This window comes from Bacillus cereus group sp. BfR-BA-01523, assembly GCF_022662615.1.
GTDB classification, from domain to species: Bacteria; Bacillota; Bacilli; order Bacillales; family Bacillaceae_G; genus Bacillus_A; species Bacillus_A mycoides.
In genome coordinates, this window is record NZ_JAKUDX010000009.1 from 63,355 (window position 1) to 84,124 (window position 20,770).

Sequence of the window (20,770 nt, forward strand, 5' to 3'; positions counted from 1 at the left end):
TCAGCGAGGTTATTTTTTTATTTTACTTTTTTCTTTTTAAATTTGCTTAATGCTTCATAAACGATCGGAACAATAAGGAGTGTTAATAACGTTGAACTTGTTAATCCACCAATTACTGTTACGCCAAGTCCTTTAGAAATTAAGCCGCTACCTTCAAATCCTAATGCAAGCGGGATAAGAGCCCCGATTGTTGCAATTGCAGTCATTAAGATAGGACGCAGGCGTGTTGTACCAGCTTCTAATAATGCTTCACGTGTTGATAGGCCGTCATTTTCTTTATGAATAACACGGTCAATGAGCACGATTGCGTTCGTTACAACGATACCAATTAGCATAAGAGCCCCAATCATCGCAGATACGCTTAACGTTTCGCCAGAAATTAATAAGGCAACGAGTGCACCAATGATTGTGAATGGTAGCGAGAATAAAATTGCGAATGGTGCAAGGGCACCGCCAAATGTAACAACAAGAACGAAGTATACAATGGCAATCGCAGCTAACATCGCTAAGCCAAGTTGTTTGAATGATTCTTGAATATCTTGTGTAACACCACCCATAGAAACATCTATACCAGAAGGAAGATCCATTTTATCTACTTCTTTTTGAACAGCGGCAGATGCTTTTGAAACGTCATCAGATGTTAGTTTTGCACTAACTTCCGCATAAACACGGCCATCACGATGTGTTACTGTGTTAGAAGTTTCACCTTCTTTTACAGTCATAACATCTTTAACAGCAACTTCATTACCAAGTGGTGTTGTAATTTTACGATTTGTTAAGTCATCGATCGTTTCATAGTTTTGTTTTTCAGTTTCTACATATACATTTATATCTTTATCATCTTTTTTAATTGTTGTAAGAACAGGGCGGTCATGTTGATTAGAAAGTCCCATTCCAATTTGAGCAGCAGTTAGCCCCATCTTACTTAACTTTTCTTGATCAGCGACTAAAGTATATTCTGCATATGTTTTTGCAACACTAGAGTCTATGTCTTTTAAATCTTTATTTTTCTTCATGATATTTTGAATGTCTTTCACGACAGGCTTAATTTCTTCAGAGCTATCTCCATAAACGTATAGCTTAATTTCGTTACTACCGCCACCTGCTCCGAAATCTTGGTTTTTCCATTCACCTTTTCCAGACATCTTTTGTAAATCTTTAACGACTTGTTCTTTCTCTTTTTCAAAGTTTTTCGTATCGTTATCATATTGAACGAAGAACATCGCTTGATTTGTTTGACCAGGGCTCATTGGGTTTTCGCCGCCTAATGAGAATTGAATCGTTTTGACGTCTTTTTTATCTTGGAAATGCTTTTCAGCTTGCGTTGCAATTTTTTCAACGTCGTCTAAAGTTTGACCTGGCTCAGGTTTGTACGTTGCGATAATCATTTTTTCTTCTTCAGATGGTAAGAAGCTGACACCGATGATTGGTACAAGTGCAAGGCTGCCTACTAATAGGAGGACTGTGATACTTGATGTAATAATTTTATGGTTTAACGCCCATTCAAGTATACGTTTATAGCCGTTTGCTAATTTGCTTGGTTTTTCCTCATGATGTACTTCTTTTTCTCTCATGCTTTCCTTCTTAAATAAGGAATGTGCTAGCATCGGCACAATTGTAACTGCCACAAGTAAGGAAGCAAGTAGGGCAAAAACAATTGTTAAAGCAAATGGTAAGAACATTTCACCAATCATACCCTTTACAAGCCCAAGAGGTAAGAATACAGCGATTGTTACAATTGTAGAAGACATAATCGGGATAAACATTTCTTTCGTAGCTTCACGAATTAAATCTTTCCCACGTAATTTCTCTTCTGATAAAGACATACGTCGGTAAATATTTTCAATAACAACAATTGAGTCATCAACAACGCGTCCAATAGCAACTGTCATTGCTCCAAGTGTCATAATGTTAAGGGTAATATCCATTTGTTTTATTACTAAAACTGCAATTAATAAAGAAAGTGGTATAGAAACGACAGAGATTAGTGTTGTTCGAATGTTTCGCAGGAACAACATAATAATAACAATCGCAAAGATAGCACCGGAAATAGCTTTGCTAAGCATTGTTTCGACTGATTTTTCAATAGGCGCACCTTGATCGAATGTTGAAATAATCTCTAAGTCTTTATATTTTTTCTCAAGGTCTTTTACTTTATCTTTAACTGCATTTACAACATCAACTGTATTCGCATCAGCAGCCTTCACAATTTGAATACCGATTGCTTCTTTTCCATTCGTTCGAGAAATGGATTCTGCTTTTCCAACTTCTTTAATATCAGCAATCTCTTCTAATGTAACCGTTGGTATGCCATTCATAGCGGCCGGATTCATCTGTGGTGCTTGTGTTCCAGCACCAGCGTTTTGGCTACCTTGACCATTCGGTGATGAAGGGATAGCTGGAATTTTTAATTCTTTTAATGCTTTAATTGTTGTAATGTTACCATCGACAACAACTGATTTTTCCGTATCTTTAAATGTATATAAGCCAAGTGGTAACGATACGTCCGAACCTTTAATCATATTTTTTACAGTATCTTCACTTAAACCTAATTCTTTCATCTTATCTTTTTTGAAGACAAGCTGTACTTCGTCTACTTGTTGACCTGCGATTTGAACAGATGCGACACCATCAAGTCCTTTTAATCCAGGAACAATATTTTTTTCTACATTTTCTGTTAAGGAAGCTAAAGATTCATTTTTACTTGCTACGCTTAATGAAATAACAGGAAAGGCATTAAAGTTTACTCGTGAGACTTTCGGGTCTTTCACACCTTCTGGCAGTTTCACGTTTGCGAGCGATTCTTTAATTTCCGTTTCGGCTTTTTCCATATTTTTATCAAAATCATATTCTACCTGAATAGAAGATGCGTTTTGATAAGATGATGAACTAACAACGTTTACACCACTTAAATTTTGGAGTTGCTCTTCCATTGGTTTTGAAATTTTATCAGCTACTTCTTCTGGTGTAGCACCAGGATAAACCGTGGTTACTGTTACAATCGGTGTTGTAATATCAGGAATTGTCTCCAGCTTCATATTGAGTCCAGAATAAATACCCGCAATAGTAACAATAATGGTTAGTAGCCAAACTGCGAACTTATTTTTTAACGTGAAATTGATGATTTTGTTCATGTTTGCGCTCCCTTTTTATTATATTGACCAATCGGTCAGTCTAATACATAATATAACTGACCGATTGGTCAGTCGTCAATGAAAAGAGATGGTATAATAAAATCAAACTGTAAGTAGTCGGTTTCCTATTCTTTTTCTGATCATTGGCTTTTACTAACCGGATTTTATAGATGGAAAGGCTTCTATATAAACCATTTACTCCATTAAATTTTAGATGGGGAGTTTTATTTTCAGTTAATGTGGAATAAAATCAAGTTTGAATTTACATAAGATGCGAGATTAAATTTAGGAGAGAGAATATGAAAGAAAAAGAGCGCTTAATTATAGAGATGGCTATGAGGTTATTTGCAACTAAGGGTGTAAATGCAACGTCAGTACAAGAAATCGTAACCGCATGTGGTATATCAAAAGGAGCTTTTTATTTATATTTCAAATCAAAAGATGAGTTATTATTGGCCACACTTCGATATTATTATGACAAGATTCAGAAGAAAATGCTGGATATTGAAAAAGAATCTTTATTACCACGTGAAAAATTTGACAAACAATTATATTGTCAGTTTACTGATGTGCAAAAACATAAAGAATTTATTATTATGCATGCAAGAGAAAATGCAATTCCGTTTAATAAAGAAGTAGAAGAGTTTATGATGAGGATGAAATTAGAGTCTCATACATTTTATCGGAATAGCTTACTGTCCATTTATGGTGACAAAGTCAGTCCATATTTGTTAGATTTGGTAATTATGGTAGAAGGAATATGCCACGGTTATTTACAATTAATTATTTTAAATGCACCGGAAATTGATTTATCCTATGTTTCGACCTTTATTTTACAGAGGATAGATAATTTAGTAGAGGGGCTTCTAGAATCTTCGGAGGAACCTGTCCTACATGAAGAGAGACTAGGAGAATTTCTTTGTAGTTCCGAGTTTATTAAGGAACAGGTGAAGGAACATTTTCTAAGTGAAATTATTGTATTTAAACGAACATTAGCTGATCAATTAGAAAATGATGAGTTACTTGTAACTTTAGATGTTTTAGAAGCAGAAATGAGATTGCAAAATCCAAGAATTCCAGTTATTCAAGGAATGCTATCTAATTTAGAGGTATATCCAAATTTAAAGGAATTTCGCTTGCGGCTTATGGGATATTACAATATAAAAAGGTAACAATGATATTTATCATTGTTACCTTTTTTATTTAGATGGCACTCGCCTTTTCTTTTTGTTGTAAAGTATTTTCTTGATCCACATTAATTGTTTCTTTCACGATATAAATCGGACGGTTTTTACTTTCGTCATAAATACGAGCAATATACTGACCTACAATTCCAAGGCCAAGTAATTGAATGCCGCTAAAGAATGTAATTGCGACCATAATAGATGCCCAACCTGTTTGAGTATCATTTCCGATGATTTTCACAGTAATTGTATACAGTAAGACAATTATGGAAATGAGAACTGATAATAAGCCTAAAGACATAACGATTCGTAACGGTTTTGTCGAAAATGCAATGATTCCATCGGATGCAAACTTAATCATTTTCTTTAATGGATATTTTGTTTCACCAGCAAAGCGCTCATCACGTTCATATTCAACATACGTTTGGCGGAAGCCAACCCAAGACATCATGCCGCGAATAAAGCGATTTCGTTCCGTCATTTGATTAAAAACATCAGCAACTTTGCGATCGATGATTCGGAAATCACCTGTATCTTTTGGAATATCGATATCAGACATATAGTTTAAGGCTTTATAGAAATATTTAGCGGTTAACAGTTTAAACCAAGTTTCACCTTTACGTTGTTTACGTTTTGCATAAACAACTTCATATCCTTCTTCCCATTTGGCAATAAGTTCAGGAATAACTTCCGGTGGATCTTGTAAGTCTGCATCTATAATTACAATAGCGTCACCTTTTGCAGCAGCAATACCAGCAGTAACAGCTATTTGATGTCCGAAGTTGCGTGCGAAATTAACAATTTTTGTACGATAATCATTTGCAGCAATTTCTGATAGAATTTCCATTGTACGATCTGTGCTACCATCATTTACGAAAACAAACTCATAATTAATATTATTTTGAAGCATAACGGATTTTAAACGATTATAGCATTCCTGTGCTACTTCTTCTTCAAAGTACATAGGAACGACAACCGAGATTAGTTTTTTCATGCTAAATCCTCCTATAGTTTTAATAAATTTATTTATAGGCTTTTTTCAGTTTGACTAAAAGTCCACATTTTATTAAGGAAAAAGTTTATCATCATACCGATACCGATTGCAAAAATTTGTGCAATAAATTCATTGATTGAAAATTTAGCTACTAGTATAAACAAACTCAATGTATTAAAAGCAAATACGATTAAATTTACGGTTAAAAATTTGATGAATATTGATAAATCTTTCCCATTAGATTGAAATACCCAATTTTTATTCCAATAATAGCTATTAGCTACACCGATTGAATATGAAAGTGTATTAGCGACAAGGTAATTCATTCCTAGCTTTACTAAAATAACATAGCTAATAATTGTAATTAGCGTATTAGCAATCCCGACTAAGCCAAATTTTAAAAATTTCTCCATATTAATGTCCTCATCTTTATAAAATAGATAAATTATATATAAAAAAAATTAAACGTTTTATTACTTAATAGAGTCAAGTAACAATTAACAATTATAGCATATTTTTGGTTTGTATATTAACTTTTTTATAAGGTGCTTAGCTTGTCTAACGGAAGAATATGATTTTTATTTTAAAATACGTAGAGAAAGGGAAAGGTGCAAAGATAAATATAGAAGAGATTATCACTTGATTGCAAAGTGTAAGAAACGATTAGACAGTTAACTCAATTGGTCTTATTATTATAGATGGATAAATCATCGGATATTTTGTATTATCACGGGATGAAACAAAAAAGCTATATGTTAACAATAAATGAGAAGGAGTGAACGTATTGAGTGCGTTTTTGAAAGGACTATCAAGTTTTTCAACAAGAACTATATATATGATTTATAGTATTTTTGCTATAACGTTGATTGTTAGTTATTTTACGGATTTTCAGAAAGAAAATTACGTAGTAATATTATGTGGTTTTTTATTTTTATGCTCAATTGGGGTAATGATACTGCAAAAAGGCTCGTCATATTTAGAGAAATATAATGAGAAAGCAGTTTTTCTTGTCTTACTACTTTTATGCCTTGGAATTAAATTATCTTGGATTCTAGTGTATAGAATTCAGCCATTAGTTGATTATGCAACTTTTTATTATACTGCAGAAGCATTAAGTAAAGATTTTGTTATTAATAGTAGGTATGTGGCACTGTTTCCTCATATTTTCGGTTACTCATCATTTTTAAGTATTTTCTTTAAAATATTTGGGGCAAGCTATATGATTCCACCTATTCTAAATGTCGTATTAACTACGATATGCATGGGATTAATTTATTTTATTTGCAGAAGAATTGCAGGAGTTAAAGCGGCGATTATTGCAAGTGTGCTATGGATCTTGTTGCCTTCACAAACTATATATAATATGTTTGCAATGTCAGAACCACTGTATTGTGCAGAGCTCTTATTAATATGGGCCATTATTATTATCGTGCACGATAAATTCTTAAATATTAACATGATTAAATTACTTTGTTATGCGGTATTGTTAGGGATGTTACTGGCGATGATGAATATGGCGCGTCCAATCGCTGCTGTACCAATTATTGCTTTAGGTATTTGGCTTTTCGTTATAGATACAAAGCATATAAGAGAAAGGAACATCTTGTTTAAGAAAGGTATATATATGGGAGTAATTGTGGCAGGTTATGTCCTATTTTCTTCATTAGCTCAATATTATACGACGATAAGGCTTGGAGAAGAAATCGCAACTACGCCTGGTTACAATATTCATGTAGGGTTTAATGAGAAAAATTTAGGTAGATGGAATGAGGAAGATTCTGCGCTACTTATAGGCTATAGTGAAAAAGTTGGCTGGACTGCTAATGAGGTTCAGAAGCAAATGTTAGAAGAGGCGAAGGATAGGATCAAAGATGGAAATATTAATTTCCCGAAGTTATTCTTTGATAAGTTCCTCGTATTTTTAGATGATGACAGTGTAGCAGTTGAATATGCAAACACTGTAATAGATCATAAAATTCGATATATTACTTTATGTAATATGTTTTACTATTTCTTAATTGCGACTTCATTATTTGGCGCGTTAATTGCATTTAAACGTAGAGATAAATCTCCAGCGTTCCTTATTTGTATATACTTCATTGGATTAACATTGGCTCAAATGATAGTAGAAGTAGCACCAAGGTATCATTATTCAGCTACGCTAACAATGGTTATTTTAGCGGCTTTAGGAATTTGTCATACTTCTAAGGAGAGAACGGTAAATTAGAAGAGGAATAAATAAGAAGTGCCTTCCAATAGGGAGGCACTTCTTATTTATTGAGGGGCGAAAAGAGTAAACTTATTTACTTTGATATTAGACAACTTCACATAAATAGAGGAAGGTGTCTAACACCTATAAAAGTTAAAATTAAGAATTACTTTGAGCCCACTCTTCTATATTCCAAACTTTTGTTACCCAAGCTTCATAAAATTCTGGTTCGTGACATACAAGAAGGATTGTCCCTTTATATGCTTTCAGAGCCTTTTGTAGTTCTTCTTTTGCTGTAACATCAAGATGGTTTGTTGGCTCATCAAATAGGATCCAGTTACTTTCTTCACCCATTAACTTACATAAACGAACTTTTGCTTGTTCGCCACCACTTAATTGATTTAGCGGGCGAGAGATATGCTCATTTTTTAATCCGCATTTCGCTAACATTGCACGAACTTGATGTTGGTCCATACTAGGGAATGTGTTCCAAACATCATCAATTGGTGTTATATTATCAGCTTTTACTTCTTGCTCGAAGTATGCAGGCTCTAAGAAGTCACCAAGACTCGTTTTACCGCTTAAAGGTTTAATTTTTCCTAAAATTGTTTTTAGTAATGTTGATTTACCGACACCATTACATCCAACGATAGCAATTTTTTCACCGCGTTCAATTGTCATTGTTAGTTTTGGTAGTAATGGGTGTGTATATCCGATTTCTACATTTTCACCTTCAAAGACGAAACGGCTACTTGCACGACATTCTTTAAATGAGAATTCTGGCTTAATTGCTGTTTCAGGACGATCAATACGCTCCATGCGATCAAGTTGTTTTTGACGACTTTTTGCACGACCTGTCGTTGAATAACGAGCTTTGTTCTTTGCAATAAAGTCTTCCTGCTTTTTAATAAACTCTTTCTGTTTTTCATAAGCATTTATATGTTGATTTTTATTAATTTCGGCTAACTCTAGGAATTTTTCGTATGTCGCTGTATAGCGCGTCATTTTTGTAAATTCTAGATGGAAAATAACATCAACGCATTTGTTCATAAATTCCGTATCATGAGAAATTAATAAGAATGCATGTGGATATTCTTTTAAATAATTAGTTAACCAATGAATATGTTCAACGTCTAAATAGTTAGTAGGCTCATCGAGTAATAACACTTCTGGTTGCTCAAGTAATAGCTTTGCAAGTAATACTTTTGTACGTTGTCCACCACTTAGTGCTGAAACATCACGATCTAAACCGATTGCATCAATTCCAAGACCTCTTGCTGCCTCTTCGATTTTCATATCTAGTAAATAGAAACCACCTGCTTCGAGAGCATCTTGGATTTCTGCCATCTGCTCAAGAAGGTCCTCTAATTCTTCCGGTGTTGCCGTTCCCATTTTTTCTGCAACTGCATTTAAAGCTTTTTCTTTTTCAAATAAAGGTAAAAACGCGTCAGCTAATACATCACGAATTGTGCGACCAGGTGTTAAAATTGTATGCTGGTCTAAGTAACTGTAATTTGTACCAGGTGTCCATTCTACACGGCCTTCATCATGGATAAGTTGACCAGTAATAATATTCATAAATGTTGATTTGCCAACACCGTTTGCACCGACTAATCCGACATGTTCTCCTGCTAGTAAACGCATGGATACATCTTTAAATAATGTGCGATCGCCAAATGTATGGCCTAGTTTTTCTACTGTTAATAAGCTCATAGTATCCTCCGTCCAACTTGAAATAGTACCTTGAATCATGATACTAAATTCTTTCGTATAATGCTATCATTTCAAAAAGGTACATTATTTATTTTCCAGATCTTTATGGATAAAATATAGGGAATTGGCTAAGTTATTATGTTTTTTTGTGTATATGAGGAATTGATTAACTGGAAAAAAAACAAATAAAAAATAAGTATATTGAAGCTGATTAGATGACTGGATAAGTAGATGAAAGAATTTGTTGGGATACTATATTTAATAGGAGAACCTGTTATACTAAGTGAAGGGAATTATGAAAAGTACATTGAAAAAATACAACGAAGTTCATATTAGTACTTTACAGGAGACTGTTATATATATGGAAAATAGATGTATCTATTTATATAATATGAAGCAATTTTAAATTCTTTTTTATGGAGGTCAACAATGCCTAAAATTACGGTGCTAATGCCTGTATATAATGGTGAGAAATACTTAAGAGAGTCTGTTGATAGTATTTTGAACCAAACTTTTACAGATTTTGAATTACTAATTATAAACGATGGATCAACAGATAGTAGTATGGAGATTTTGAATTCTTATAATGATTCACGAATAAGAATAGTGACAAATGAAGAGAATTTAAGGTTGATAAAGACGTTAAATAAAGGAATTGATTTAGCAACAGGAGAGTATATTGCTAGGATGGATTGTGATGATATAGCAGATCCAAAACGTTTAGAAGTTCAATTGCAGTATATGGAGAAGCATCCTGATGTTGCAGTTTGTGGAACTGGCGTTAAGGTTATAGGTCAGAATCGAAAACCGTGGCAAATTTCAGGTTCTCCAGATTTAATTAGAAATTGTTTATGTGTTCGAAGTTGTATGATTCATCCATCTGTGATGATGCGTACGGAATTTTTAAAAGAAAATAATATTTATTATGATTTGAATTATTTACATGCTGAAGATTATGAGCTGTTTCAGAGACTAAGTGAGAAGTATAAGGTAATTAACTTAGAAGAGCCATTATTGAATTATCGGTGGTCAGAAACAAGTGTAAGTAGTCTTAATGCTTCCGATCAAGAGGTTATGGCTGCAAAGATTTCTACAGAGGCTCTATCTCGTATCGGAATTGAATTTGATCGCGTACCATATGCAAGGAATACATTAACAAAAGAAGAGCTATTAGAAGTAAAGCGCCGATTAGAAGAACAATATAATAAAGCAAACAAAGAGAATCAAAATGTTAAACAAGTATTTCAATTTTTATGGCTGGATATGATTCTGAAAGGAACGCATCATGGTTTATGGAATATAAAAATGCTGTTTTCTCCTAAATTCAGTTCTATTTCGTTGATGGATAAAGGTCTTCTGACACGTATAATCGCGAAAAGTTTACTGAAAAAGTAATTGAAATACAACCTAAGGTTGATATATTACAGTGAAAATAGTTTTTATAAGATCAAAAATAAATAAAGCGACGTGCTATTCAGGAGTGAATGAATGGCACGTCGCTTTTTGTTACGTCTTTAAGATTTTTTAAATTTAGTTGATAACTTAGAAAGAACCATGAATAAAATTTCATCTTTTGTCAGGAATAACAATAGAATATATGCAAGTCCATTTGCGATAACTAATGTTAGAAATAAAGGGACTGTTCCTGACACGTATAGCTGAACTACATAAGAAATTGGTATGAATGTAAGAGAATATAGTAAATATTTTAAGTTGGCCATCGTAAACAGACGATAGTTTATCTTTAAGGATTTCTTGATATAAAAATATATATACGCCACAAGCAATAGTGTTGAAATTGTCGTTGTCAAAGTTGCTGACGTTGGTGTGAATTGGTCGAACTTCAATAGTATTACTTTAAGTATAATATTTATAACACCAAATACTAATAACGCACGTACGAGTATGTGTTCCTTACGTTTAATGTACATAATTTGGTTTCCAAGAATAGATTGAATACCTAACACAACCATATAAACAGAAAAAACGGCCAATGTAGGTCCAGCAGCTGCGTATTCTGCTCCACCATAGATTACAACAATTAAATTTGAGACAATGATAAGCCCGATTGCTGCTGGGAATAAGGTAATGAAATAAAGTTGGGATATTGTATTTAATAATTTATCATATGCTTTTTCATCATTACTTTCAGATAAATAAGAAAGCCTTGGTATAGTTACTTGTATAACGCTTAACATGAGTAAGTTAATAATAGACATAATTTGGAAAGCTATTACGTAGAAAGAAATATATTTTTCACCTACGTATTCACCAAGGAAGAAGCGGTCCAAATGAGTATAAAGTATATTCGCATTTGAAAAAATGGCAATTAATAACAATGGCTTTAAATGTTTTTTGATAGTGATATTTGAAAAATCAAATTTCACAGTGCGCCTTATATATATGTAACTAATGATGTTATTTAAGAAATTAGAAAGTACTAATAGTCCTGTAAATTGATAAAAATCTTGAGAAGTTTGTACAAAGATAAAGAGCATTACGACATAAATTAATTTTACAATGATGGTTTTCAATGTAATAAAATCGAAATTTTCGTAGGCTTCATTTAACCACTCTACATAAAAAATATTTGCAATAAAGTTAAATCCGAATATAAGGAGGATATAAAACAGTCCTTTTTCTGCATATCCGAAGTAACTAAATAGTAAGTATGCCCCAAATGTTAATAAATTCGTAAAGATACTTAATATAAATAAACTAGTAAATAATTGTTCAGATTTCTTTTTATTATCTTTAATGGCACTAATTTCTCTTAATCCATATTGATGAATGCCGAATACAGCAAAGATAAAAAAGTAAGTGAAAATTGTTTCAGAGAAGTTCACTTTTCCCATTGAAGAGGCACCTAGTGTACGATAAGCATAGGGACCAACAAGAATTGGAAGTATGACATTGAAAACGTTTAATAAAATTTTGTATATAATATTTTTAGCAATTGATTTTTGCATAATAGAATCCTTCCACATATGTTTTTATTTGTGTAATAGATTAAAAATATCTATAGTTACTTTTAAAGTATAGGAGTAACCAGAAGAACATCTGTATAAGTTTACCGCATATAAACTTTATAACGCAACTCTAGGTATTTTATATGAAAAGCGTGTAAACAAATGCTTCATATAAAAAACCTTCCTTTTTGATTAGAAAAAAGGAAGGTAAATCAGTTATTAAATACTCCAAGGTTTATTCAAAGTTAACACTTCAGCCATTTCTTTACTTTTCAAACGTCCTTTTTTTCTATTTTCTGCACGCTCTGAACCAGTTGTATGTAGCCAATGTTCTTCCTCTGTTTCAGGAATTACTTGTGGTACAGATGAAGGTTTTCCGTCTTTTAATGCGACAAATGTAATGAAACATGTTGCGGCCATTCTACGCTCGCCTGCTAGTAGATCCTCTGCAATTACTTTTACAAAAACTTCCATTGAAGATTTTCCTGTATAACATACGAATGCTTCATAACAAACAGAATCTGCTTGGTGAATTGGAGTTAAAAAATCAACGGAATCGATAGATGCTGTTACGCAATGTTTACGGCTATGTCTTGCAGCTGCAATCGAAGCGATACTATCAATTTCTGCTAATAATTTCCCCCCGAAAAGTGTTTGGTGATTATTTAAATCGTTAGGAAAAACACGTGTTGTTTTAATTGCTTTTGATTCTCGCATGAATTTCTTTTCCATATATTCAGCCCCTATTTTCTGTTTTCAATCAGAGTGACATGTGTAAGTGGAGTACTCATATTAGATATTTAATGAAGTAAAGTGTTCCAAGAGGATTATCCCGCTATTTGCGGGATAATAGTCAGTGGAAGATGAAAAAAACCCCCGCGGATTAAAGTTTCACTTTATTGAAATTTCTGTATTTGTATTCATGTAACTGAAAGAAAATTTATCGTATATAAAATGTAGTTTAAAAGAGGATTCGCTTACATTGCAAGTGAAAAAGTAATGACTATGTATTTGTCATAGAAATTCCCTATTAACCTTGTGCCTATTCATGATAGAATCGTTTTGTTATGAATGGAAGTAGAGGTGCAATGGACATATGAATCATATAAGAACAAATTTTTCGTCCTTCTTCAGTAAAATAACGATTGGTGCGATGCTCGCATTTTTTGTTTATAGTTGTTGGTCGGCTTTTGAAACAAGTAAGCAATTTTTTGGGGGAAGTACAACAAGTATAACAATCGTATTAGTGATTTTTGTTATTCTTATTTTGTTAGTAGCGTCGATTTTGCAATATCGTTTTACAGATAAGCAATTTCTTATTTTTCTTATAAGCATATCTATAGTTGTAAGACTTATCACAGTTCTATTTGTAGATGGTCCAATGATAGGTGATATGAAAGCTATGTATGAGTCTGCAAAGCAGATTGCAATTGGTAATAATATAGAGAATGTAGCACAGTTACCTTTTATTATTTATGAATCGATCATCATCCGTATATTTGGTGATACGGTATTCGCTTTACAACTATTTAATATTTTATTTTGTACAGGAACTGCATTTTTCATTTATCGCATTGCTTCAATGGTCTTTGGGGAAGAGTGTGGTCGTATTGCGTCAATGTTTTACGCTTTATATATTCCAAATATATTTATGAGTTCTGTATTAACGGCAGAATCACTCGCAATATTTTTATTTTATTGTGCTTGTTACATACTTTTATATAAAGGATTAGATCATCCTTATATGTGGGTAATTTCAGCCGTTTTATTTGCGCTCAGCAATATAATTTTCCCGATGGGGTTATTTTTACCTATTTTTATAGCTGTATATGTGCTGCTAATTGAATTATTTCAATCAAGGGCGAAACAAAAATTACTATTAAAAATGATAGGAATACTTATTCTGTTTTATAGTACTCATTTTGGTGTGAGCTATGGTATCAAGATGATGGGAATGTCACAGTATACAATTTCTAATCAGACTTATGTTCAATCCGTTTTAATTGGAAAAGGTCAAAATGAAGAAAAAACATCCAAAAATCAAAGTGTAAAAGAACACATTGATCAAGAGTTAAAAGAAATGGAAGTAGAAAGATTTAAACTGTTAAAACCAGTTATTAACCAGTTTTCAGATGAGGGAATAAATTCTATCATTTTTAAATGTGAAAAGCTTATATATATAGTGGTGACATTATTTATGGCCATAGCTTTATTACATTTTCTAATTAAGAAACAGCAAAATGAAGGATATATGTTGTTTGTATTATTAATTACCGGATATGTATCGTTAAGGCTCTTTCGAGTTGATATGGCATATTATAATATTATTATGCCAGCTTTGTTTATTTTACAAAGCTTTGGTGTTTATATGAGTTGTTTTTATTGCCAAAAAATCTTTTTCAGAAAATAAAAGAACCCATTTTGGGTTCTTTTTTTGTAGATGGATGATAAGGATGAATACAAAGTGGAGATGAAGAATCTCCACTTTGTATCGATTTGCCTATCGGTTTAGTTCTAGTTGTAAATTATCCGCTGTTAAGGCCATTTTCGAGGAATCGTCTTGAATACTCTTCATTACTTGTGAAATAGTTTCTAATTCATTTTCAATTTTTTTGTTTTGTTCTTTAGAGTTAGACATATCTTTTACGATTTCTTGGAAATATTGATCTGTCGCATGCATACTATCTGTCCCTTCAGATACGAGAGAGCTTATTTGTTCCACGGAAGAAGAGACGTGTATAATTTGTTCATTCGTTTTTTCAACGAGTTTTGTAACGTTGAAAATGGATTCTTTCGTTTGCTCTGATAATTTTCGGATTTCTCCCGCTACGACTGAAAAACCTTTACCGAATTCGCCAGCACGTGCAGATTCAATAGCGGCATTTAATGCTAGTAAATTTGTTTGCTCGGCGATTGATTTTACAATATCAATGATTTCATTAATTTTGTTAGAAATATCAAGAAGTTCACGGGTATCAGTAATAATAGTTTCCATATTCGTTTGAATGCTTTCCATCCGTTTGTTTTGCAGATTTAATTGTTCTTTTCCTTTGTTGGCCTTTTCTTCTGATGTCGTAGCTAATGATGTACCTGTTTTTGCAATTCCTACGATACTTTCTGATTTAGATGTTAACTGTTGAATAGAAGAACTTGTTTTTTCAGATACTGCGGCTAGTTCTGTTGCAATATGTGTAATCGTCATAGTTGTCAGTTCTTTTTCTTTTTCATGTTCTTTTTGGATTCTTTCATATTCGGATTCATAAGCTGCAATAACAAGTTCTTGTTCTAATGTGAATAATTTATTTATTACGTTTATAGAATAAGAAAAATCGTCTATCGTTGAAATTTTCGTTTGCAAAATCTTTATGACGGAGCGGAATAATTCTTGATAAGCAGCGGTATACCATTTTCTATGTAAACCAATTTGTACGTGCCTTTTTGCAATTTTAACACGTTGTTCAATAAAATCTTCATTCATATTCCCGCTGAACAATTCTTTAATATGTGTCTTTAAAGTTTGTTTTAATTTGGGAATAGAGCTGTAGCGTTCAATAACAGCAATTAAATTAGGTTGTTTTGTGATGTTGGTGTAGAATTTTTCTGTTATCCAATCTATTTCCTCATAAATAAATGGCTGTAATACTTTAACAATTTGTAAATCTTCCTTTGAAATATGTAGCATATCCATTTGAGTTTTTAGTTCAGAATTAGCAGGCACGTTACATATGATTTGTTGGCCTTTGCTTAATTCAATTATACTGGTGTTTGTTTTATTTTTTTTAAAAACCCCAAGCATCATTCTTCCCCCTGTTTATAAAACGTTTTCATTTTTTATTCTAATGTAATTATATATTTTTATATACCATTACTCTATAGTATATGGAATTGTATATAAATTAAGAGAATTCTATGTAGAATTCTCTTAATGGCCTTTATTAATTTTTGCATGTGTTTTAAAGAAAACTGGGAAATGTACATTATATATTACGGTGACTACACGAATAATGAATGTTACTAATAAACAGACATAGAAAGCTAATATGTGTGCCCCCATTGCATGTGTAATTAAGAAACTAACTGCTCCTAGAATAGAAGCAATTGCATATATCTCTTTTCGGAATACATACGGGATATCTTGAGCGCAAATGTCACGTAAAATACCGCCCCCAATACCTGTAATAACTCCCATTGAAACGACTAAAAACGAGGCGTCAACGTGATGTGACATTGCTGCATTTGCACCAATAGCTGTAAATACCCCTAAACCAACAGCATCAGAAAGCATAATAACGACTTGAAGTTTATTAATGCGCTCAAAAAACATACATGTGAATAATGCTGATAGTACACTTACAAAAAAGTAAATTGGTTTTACAAATGCGACAGGAGGCAGGTTACCAATCATAATATCACGAATAATACCGCCGCCGAGCGCAGTAGCTACAGCTAAACAAAGGACACCAAATAAATCTAGATCTTTTTTTAAACCAACTAATGTACCAGAAATGGCAGCGGCGATAATGCCAAGAAACGTAAATATATCGATTAATAACATGGCTTTAATTCCTTCCTCTTAAAGATGTTCCAGAGAAAAAATATACACTAAAGTTTTGGAAATAACAATTACTTTTCGCTACATGTAGAAAAATGGATGAAATAGCTAAAGAAAGCGTTTGAAAATGCTTGATAAGTAGCAATAAAGTAAAGCGAGAAAGTGTGGAAAGATTAATAGTATAGTTTTTTGATGTAGCTTAGTTGGAGGGATGGTACAATAAGATAAGTCCGCTTTGTACATTTGTATAAAATGATAAAAAAATATTTCTGTACGGTCGAAAATAAGTGCATATGTGTTAGATAGTTTTTATAGGGATAGGGAAGGATAGCTAAAGGTCAATGTTTTCGGTTACTAATAATGCTGGACTTGACTAGTTTCGGCATGAAAAATAGTTCTCAATTTAAATATGAGTTATGTTATAATTGCTAGGTGTGTTTAAACAGTAGAAAACTATGATTAAAAGATAATGTGAAGATTTTGTATGGAGGTCTTGGAATGTTAGCAAATCAAGCTAGGGTTAGATTTGAGCATTTTTTGCTCTTTTTTATTATTTTACAGCCTGTTTTAGATTTATTAACGTCTCTTAGCATTGAGTTATTAAAAGTAAATGCGACAGTTGGAATTATGGTGAGATTCCTCATTATGGCAATGGGCGGTATCTATATTTTAATTCAGGCAAAAGAAAGAGAAAATAGGAAGTTTTTGATTTATCTTGTATTACTAGGAGTTGCATTAGGAATAGGGTTTATTAATAACAAGTTAATCAAGAGTCCTATTGTACTCGCAGAAGAAGTTAAATTCATTGGAAAAGCATTGTATATATATATTATGCTTGGTTCATACATTTTAGCTTTAAAATCACTAAAGAAAACAGTAAATATTAGCGATAAAGTTAGAAATAACATTATGTATTCAACATTAATTATTAGTGCTGTTATGGTTATTTCTATTACGACAGGTACAGATTTCGGTAGTTATGAATGGATGAAAGTTGGTTCCCGAGGATGGTTCTATGCAGGTAATGAACTAGGGTCAATCTTAGCTATTATTTTCCCTATCGTGGTACTATATTCTATTCAAAAAACAAAGAGCGTGAAAAACGTTTTATATTGGATTCCATCGCTTTTAATGATTTACTCGTTAATTCAAGTTGGTACGAAAGTAGGGATGGGCTCAATTGGTGCTACGTTAGCAGCAGCAATCGGGATTATCGTACTACAATTATTATTTGATAGAAGAAATCCAAACAAAAGGTCTCTTGTACTTAATGGATTAATCGCTATTGTCCTATTAGCTGGTGTTGCTGGAACGTTTAAAAAGACACCATTAGCACAAAATATGGGTATTCATACTAACTATTTAGCAGAACAAAACGTAGCACAACAAGGGCAAAAAGAAAAAGAAATTAAAGATAAAATAAAAAAAGAACAAGAAGTTAAAGAAAAAGAAGAAAAGCAACATAAGGCTGAAAAGCCAGAAGAGAAAGCAAAGATAGAAGAAGAAGAAGTTAAGAAAGAGCTTGAGAAAGAGCAAAAGAAAGAAAATCAAGAGAATCTTATTTTCAGTGGACGTCAAGTATATGAAGAAAGGCATAAGCAGTCCTTTAATGAAGCACCAATGTCACAAAAATTATTCGGAATGGGTTATGCAGGTAACTTTAAATATAATGAGCAAAAGCAGCCAGATCCAAAGTTAATTGAAATGGACTTTCATGATTGGTTTTATGATTTTGGGATTATTGGTTTTGCGTTACTGATGCTTCCACTTATTTATTATGGCCTAAGAATCCTACTAGCATTTGTTACAAGATTTAAGGAAATATTCAATGTGAAATATGGAATGATTTCAGCAAGCTTAGTATTAGCACTAGGTATTGCGTATATTGCAGGGCATATTTTGACAGCACCAGGAGTCGGGATTTACTTTGTAGTGGTGTTAGCTTGTCTAATTGTAGATTTAGAAATTGAATGATAAAAATAAAAGCTAACTTTTGTTAGCTTTTATTTTTTAGTACAGTAAAATAAAGATAGATGGAAATGTAGCGAGGATTTAAAGGAGGAAAAAATATGAGGATATTGCATATGAATGCAGGAGCAGAAGATGGTGGAGGAAAAACACATATTATTTCACTGCTCGATCAGTTTCCGGATGGTGAAGTAGAATTAGCAGTATTTGAAGATGGAATTGTTGCGAAAGAAGCAAGAGAGCTAGGAATAAAAGTTCATGTGTTTTCACAAAAATCTCGCTATGATTTATCCATTTTAAAGAACATAAGTGAATTCATTAATAAAGAAAAATTTGATGTAGTTCATACACACGGTCCTAGGGCGAATTTCTTTGTTTCTCTAATGAAGAAGAAATTCGCGGCAAAATGGGTTACGACAATTCATAGTGATCCATTTCAAGACTTTACTAAACAAGGCTTAAAAGGCTGGATTTTTACTAAATTAAATTTGAAAGCTTTAAAAAATATAGATTTATTTTTTGTTGTAACGAATAGGTTGAAAAAAAGCTTAGCCGCATTAGGTATTTCAAATGAAAAGATGCATGTTATCTATAACGGGATTGAATATGATCAGGAAAAAGCGGATGGCTATAATAAAAAGGAAATGTTTAATATTGATGAAGATGTGTTTACGGCAATCCAAGTAGCGCGTTTGCATCCTGTTAAAGGACATGAAGTTTTATTCGATGCGTTACAACAAACAAAATTGGAGAAAATTAAAGTGTTATTAGTTGGTGACGGGCCGTTAGAAAGAGAACTAAAGGCGTTAGCTACTGAAAAAGGGATTAATGATAAAGTTGAATTTTTAGGGCATCGTCAAGATGTGAAACAATTATTTGCTTCATCACATGTCAATTTGTTAACTTCCCATAGCGAAGGATTTCCATTAGTTTTATTAGAAGCGGCAAATCAACGTGTACCATCAATTGTGACTAGAGCTGGAGAAATCGAACCGTTAATTGCAGATGAAACTTATGGGTGGATTGTACCAACTGGTGATGGAAAAGCATTGGCATCGGCATTAGAAGAGGCGTATGATAAGTGGAAAACTGGAGAGTTATCAGTAATGGGCAAGCATATTTATGAGCATGCTACTATGAACTTCTCACTTCAAAAATTATATGAAGATACGAAAGAAACATATAAGCAATTAATAGCGAAAAACCTTTAATGATAGAGAGGATAGTTAAATATGGCAGTACAAACGGTTGATATTCTAGGTGTTCCTTTCTCTACAATGACAATGGATGAAACGGTCCAATATTTAAAGGAACAACTAGAATTGGAGCAAACTCATACTTTTCAGGTAGTAACAGCAAATCCTGAAATTGTTATGTGTGCAAAAAAGGATGAAGAGTTCCATAAAACATTACTAAATACCGATTTAATTACACCTGATGGTATTGGGGTTGTAAAAGCAAGTGGTATGCTTGGTACACCTGTAAAAGAACGTGTAGCAGGTTTTGATTTAATGTGTAATTTATTTGCGAAGTTATCAGAAGAGAATAAACCAGTATCTGTTTTCTTATTAGGTGCAAAACCACATGTTGTACAAGCCGCGGCTGATCATTTAACGAAGACATATTCGGCTGCATCTATCGTGGGGATACAAGATGGATATTTTAAACAAGAAGAAGAAGAGAATATTGTTTCACGTATTCAAGAGGCAAAACCAGATCTATTACTTGTTGCACTTGGCTTTCCAAGACAAGAAAACTTTATCCAAAACAATAAGCATCGTTTAGAAACGAAAATGGCTGTTGGAGTAGGCGGTAGTTTAGATGTGTGGGCTGGAGAGGTAAAGCGTGCGCCAAAATGGATTCAATCTATTCATTTAGAGTGGTTTTACAGATTATGTAGTAATCCAACACGTTGGCGTCGTCAGTTAGTATTAGCTGAATTTTTAAAAGAAGTAATGCGTTCAAAAAAGTAGCGGAACATCGCTACTTTTTTTATTTGTTTATTTTTGATAAACATTTTACTTTTTGGGAATGATGAAGGAGAAAT

15 protein-coding genes and 1 pseudogene are annotated in these 20,770 nt (G+C 32.8%); 7 read left to right on the forward strand and 9 right to left on the reverse strand.

Translation table 11 applies throughout. The annotated features are described in order from the left end of the window. Positions 1–17: 17 nt before the first annotated feature. Positions 18–3,134: an efflux RND transporter permease subunit gene (locus MR066_RS20505; protein WP_242248358.1), complete on the reverse strand. Its 3,117-nt coding sequence runs from the start codon at positions 3,132–3,134 to the stop codon at positions 18–20. Positions 3,135–3,433: 299 nt separating this feature from the next. Between MR066_RS20505 and MR066_RS20510 the strand changes: the two genes are divergently transcribed. Continuing rightward, complete coding sequence (locus MR066_RS20510; protein WP_242248360.1) at positions 3,434–4,306, forward strand: TetR/AcrR family transcriptional regulator; 873 nt, start codon at positions 3,434–3,436, stop codon at positions 4,304–4,306. Between the two features lie 31 nt (positions 4,307–4,337). On the opposite strand, the gene MR066_RS20515 is transcribed toward MR066_RS20510, so the two are convergent. Together MR066_RS20515 and MR066_RS20520 are read right to left on the reverse strand one after the other, a co-directional pair. Then, positions 4,338–5,312, reverse strand: coding sequence for a glycosyltransferase family 2 protein (locus MR066_RS20515; protein WP_113770250.1), 975 nt, complete (start codon positions 5,310–5,312; stop codon positions 4,338–4,340). A 32-nt stretch (positions 5,313–5,344) separates the two neighbouring features. Then, entirely contained in the window at positions 5,345–5,725 is a 381-nt protein-coding gene (locus MR066_RS20520) for a GtrA family protein (protein WP_078180484.1), read from the reverse strand. A gap of 371 nt (positions 5,726–6,096) precedes the next feature. Here MR066_RS20520 and MR066_RS20525 point away from each other — a divergent pair, with 371 nt between their 5' ends. Next, positions 6,097–7,539: a hypothetical protein gene (locus MR066_RS20525; RefSeq protein ID WP_396022282.1), complete on the forward strand. Its 1,443-nt coding sequence runs from the start codon at positions 6,097–6,099 to the stop codon at positions 7,537–7,539. A 141-nt stretch (positions 7,540–7,680) separates the two neighbouring features. Here MR066_RS20525 and MR066_RS20530 read toward each other — a convergent pair whose 3' ends face one another. After that, complete coding sequence (locus MR066_RS20530; protein ID WP_242248362.1) at positions 7,681–9,234, reverse strand: ABC-F family ATP-binding cassette domain-containing protein; 1,554 nt, start codon at positions 9,232–9,234, stop codon at positions 7,681–7,683. Positions 9,235–9,663: 429 nt separating this feature from the next. Here MR066_RS20530 and MR066_RS20535 point away from each other — a divergent pair, with 429 nt between their 5' ends. After that, positions 9,664–10,629, forward strand: coding sequence for a glycosyltransferase family 2 protein (locus MR066_RS20535; protein ID WP_078180489.1), 966 nt, complete (start codon positions 9,664–9,666; stop codon positions 10,627–10,629). A gap of 119 nt (positions 10,630–10,748) precedes the next feature. Here the strand turns inward: MR066_RS20535 and MR066_RS20540 are convergent, their stop codons facing one another. Together MR066_RS20540 and MR066_RS20545 are read right to left on the reverse strand one after the other, a co-directional pair. Beyond that, entirely contained in the window at positions 10,749–12,203 is a 1,455-nt protein-coding gene (locus MR066_RS20540) for an oligosaccharide flippase family protein (protein ID WP_215551322.1), read from the reverse strand. A 219-nt stretch (positions 12,204–12,422) separates the two neighbouring features. Then, positions 12,423–12,935, reverse strand: coding sequence for an acyl-CoA thioesterase (locus MR066_RS20545; protein WP_071743997.1), 513 nt, complete (start codon positions 12,933–12,935; stop codon positions 12,423–12,425). Between the two features lie 364 nt (positions 12,936–13,299). Between MR066_RS20545 and MR066_RS20550 the strand changes: the two genes are divergently transcribed. Then, a complete protein-coding gene (locus MR066_RS20550) occupies positions 13,300–14,613 on the forward strand; it encodes an ArnT family glycosyltransferase (protein WP_242248364.1) in 1,314 nt (437 codons plus the stop codon). A gap of 90 nt (positions 14,614–14,703) precedes the next feature. Here the strand turns inward: MR066_RS20550 and MR066_RS27420 are convergent, their stop codons facing one another. From MR066_RS27420 to MR066_RS20560, 3 genes and pseudogenes are all read right to left on the reverse strand, one after another. Then, complete coding sequence (locus tag MR066_RS27420) at positions 14,704–15,405, reverse strand: methyl-accepting chemotaxis protein (RefSeq protein ID WP_373261135.1); 702 nt, start codon at positions 15,403–15,405, stop codon at positions 14,704–14,706. A 99-nt stretch (positions 15,406–15,504) separates the two neighbouring features. Continuing rightward, a pseudogene (locus MR066_RS27425) lies at positions 15,505–16,002 on the reverse strand (protoglobin family protein); the annotation flags it as partial. A gap of 123 nt (positions 16,003–16,125) precedes the next feature. Continuing rightward, a complete protein-coding gene (locus tag MR066_RS20560) occupies positions 16,126–16,758 on the reverse strand; it encodes a trimeric intracellular cation channel family protein (protein ID WP_113770257.1) in 633 nt (210 codons plus the stop codon). Between the two features lie 495 nt (positions 16,759–17,253). On the opposite strand from MR066_RS20560, the gene MR066_RS20565 reads away from it, so the two are divergent. The 3 genes from MR066_RS20565 to MR066_RS20575 all read left to right on the forward strand — a co-directional run bounded on the left by MR066_RS20565 (position 17,254) and on the right by MR066_RS20575 (position 20,696). After that, positions 17,254–18,729, forward strand: a complete 1,476-nt coding sequence (locus MR066_RS20565) for an O-antigen ligase family protein (protein ID WP_242248368.1) — start codon at positions 17,254–17,256, stop codon at positions 18,727–18,729. Positions 18,730–18,824: 95 nt separating this feature from the next. Then, positions 18,825–19,934, forward strand: coding sequence for a glycosyltransferase family 4 protein (locus MR066_RS20570; protein ID WP_002089874.1), 1,110 nt, complete (start codon positions 18,825–18,827; stop codon positions 19,932–19,934). Between the two features lie 21 nt (positions 19,935–19,955). Then, a complete protein-coding gene (locus MR066_RS20575) occupies positions 19,956–20,696 on the forward strand; it encodes a WecB/TagA/CpsF family glycosyltransferase (protein ID WP_002016406.1) in 741 nt (246 codons plus the stop codon). Positions 20,697–20,770: the final 74 nt, after the last annotated feature.

Coding starts and splice junctions, on each gene's coding strand:
- MR066_RS20505 (WP_242248358.1), bottom strand. CDS start 3,134: ATGAACAAAATCATCAATTTCACGTTAAAAAATAAGTTCGCAGTTTGG.
- MR066_RS20510 (WP_242248360.1), top strand. CDS start 3,434: ATGAAAGAAAAAGAGCGCTTAATTATAGAGATGGCTATGAGGTTATTT.
- MR066_RS20515 (WP_113770250.1), bottom strand. CDS start 5,312: ATGAAAAAACTAATCTCGGTTGTCGTTCCTATGTACTTTGAAGAAGAA.
- MR066_RS20520 (WP_078180484.1), bottom strand. CDS start 5,725: ATGGAGAAATTTTTAAAATTTGGCTTAGTCGGGATTGCTAATACGCTA.
- MR066_RS20530 (WP_242248362.1), bottom strand. CDS start 9,234: ATGAGCTTATTAACAGTAGAAAAACTAGGCCATACATTTGGCGATCGC.
- MR066_RS20535 (WP_078180489.1), top strand. CDS start 9,664: ATGCCTAAAATTACGGTGCTAATGCCTGTATATAATGGTGAGAAATAC.
- MR066_RS20540 (WP_215551322.1), bottom strand. CDS start 12,203: ATGCAAAAATCAATTGCTAAAAATATTATATACAAAATTTTATTAAAC.
- MR066_RS20545 (WP_071743997.1), bottom strand. CDS start 12,935: ATGGAAAAGAAATTCATGCGAGAATCAAAAGCAATTAAAACAACACGT.
- MR066_RS20550 (WP_242248364.1), top strand. CDS start 13,300: ATGAATCATATAAGAACAAATTTTTCGTCCTTCTTCAGTAAAATAACG.
- MR066_RS27420 (WP_373261135.1), bottom strand. CDS start 15,405: ATGACGATTACACATATTGCAACAGAACTAGCCGCAGTATCTGAAAAA.
- MR066_RS20560 (WP_113770257.1), bottom strand. CDS start 16,758: ATGTTATTAATCGATATATTTACGTTTCTTGGCATTATCGCCGCTGCC.
- MR066_RS20565 (WP_242248368.1), top strand. CDS start 17,254: ATGTTAGCAAATCAAGCTAGGGTTAGATTTGAGCATTTTTTGCTCTTT.
- MR066_RS20570 (WP_002089874.1), top strand. CDS start 18,825: ATGAGGATATTGCATATGAATGCAGGAGCAGAAGATGGTGGAGGAAAA.
- MR066_RS20575 (WP_002016406.1), top strand. CDS start 19,956: ATGGCAGTACAAACGGTTGATATTCTAGGTGTTCCTTTCTCTACAATG.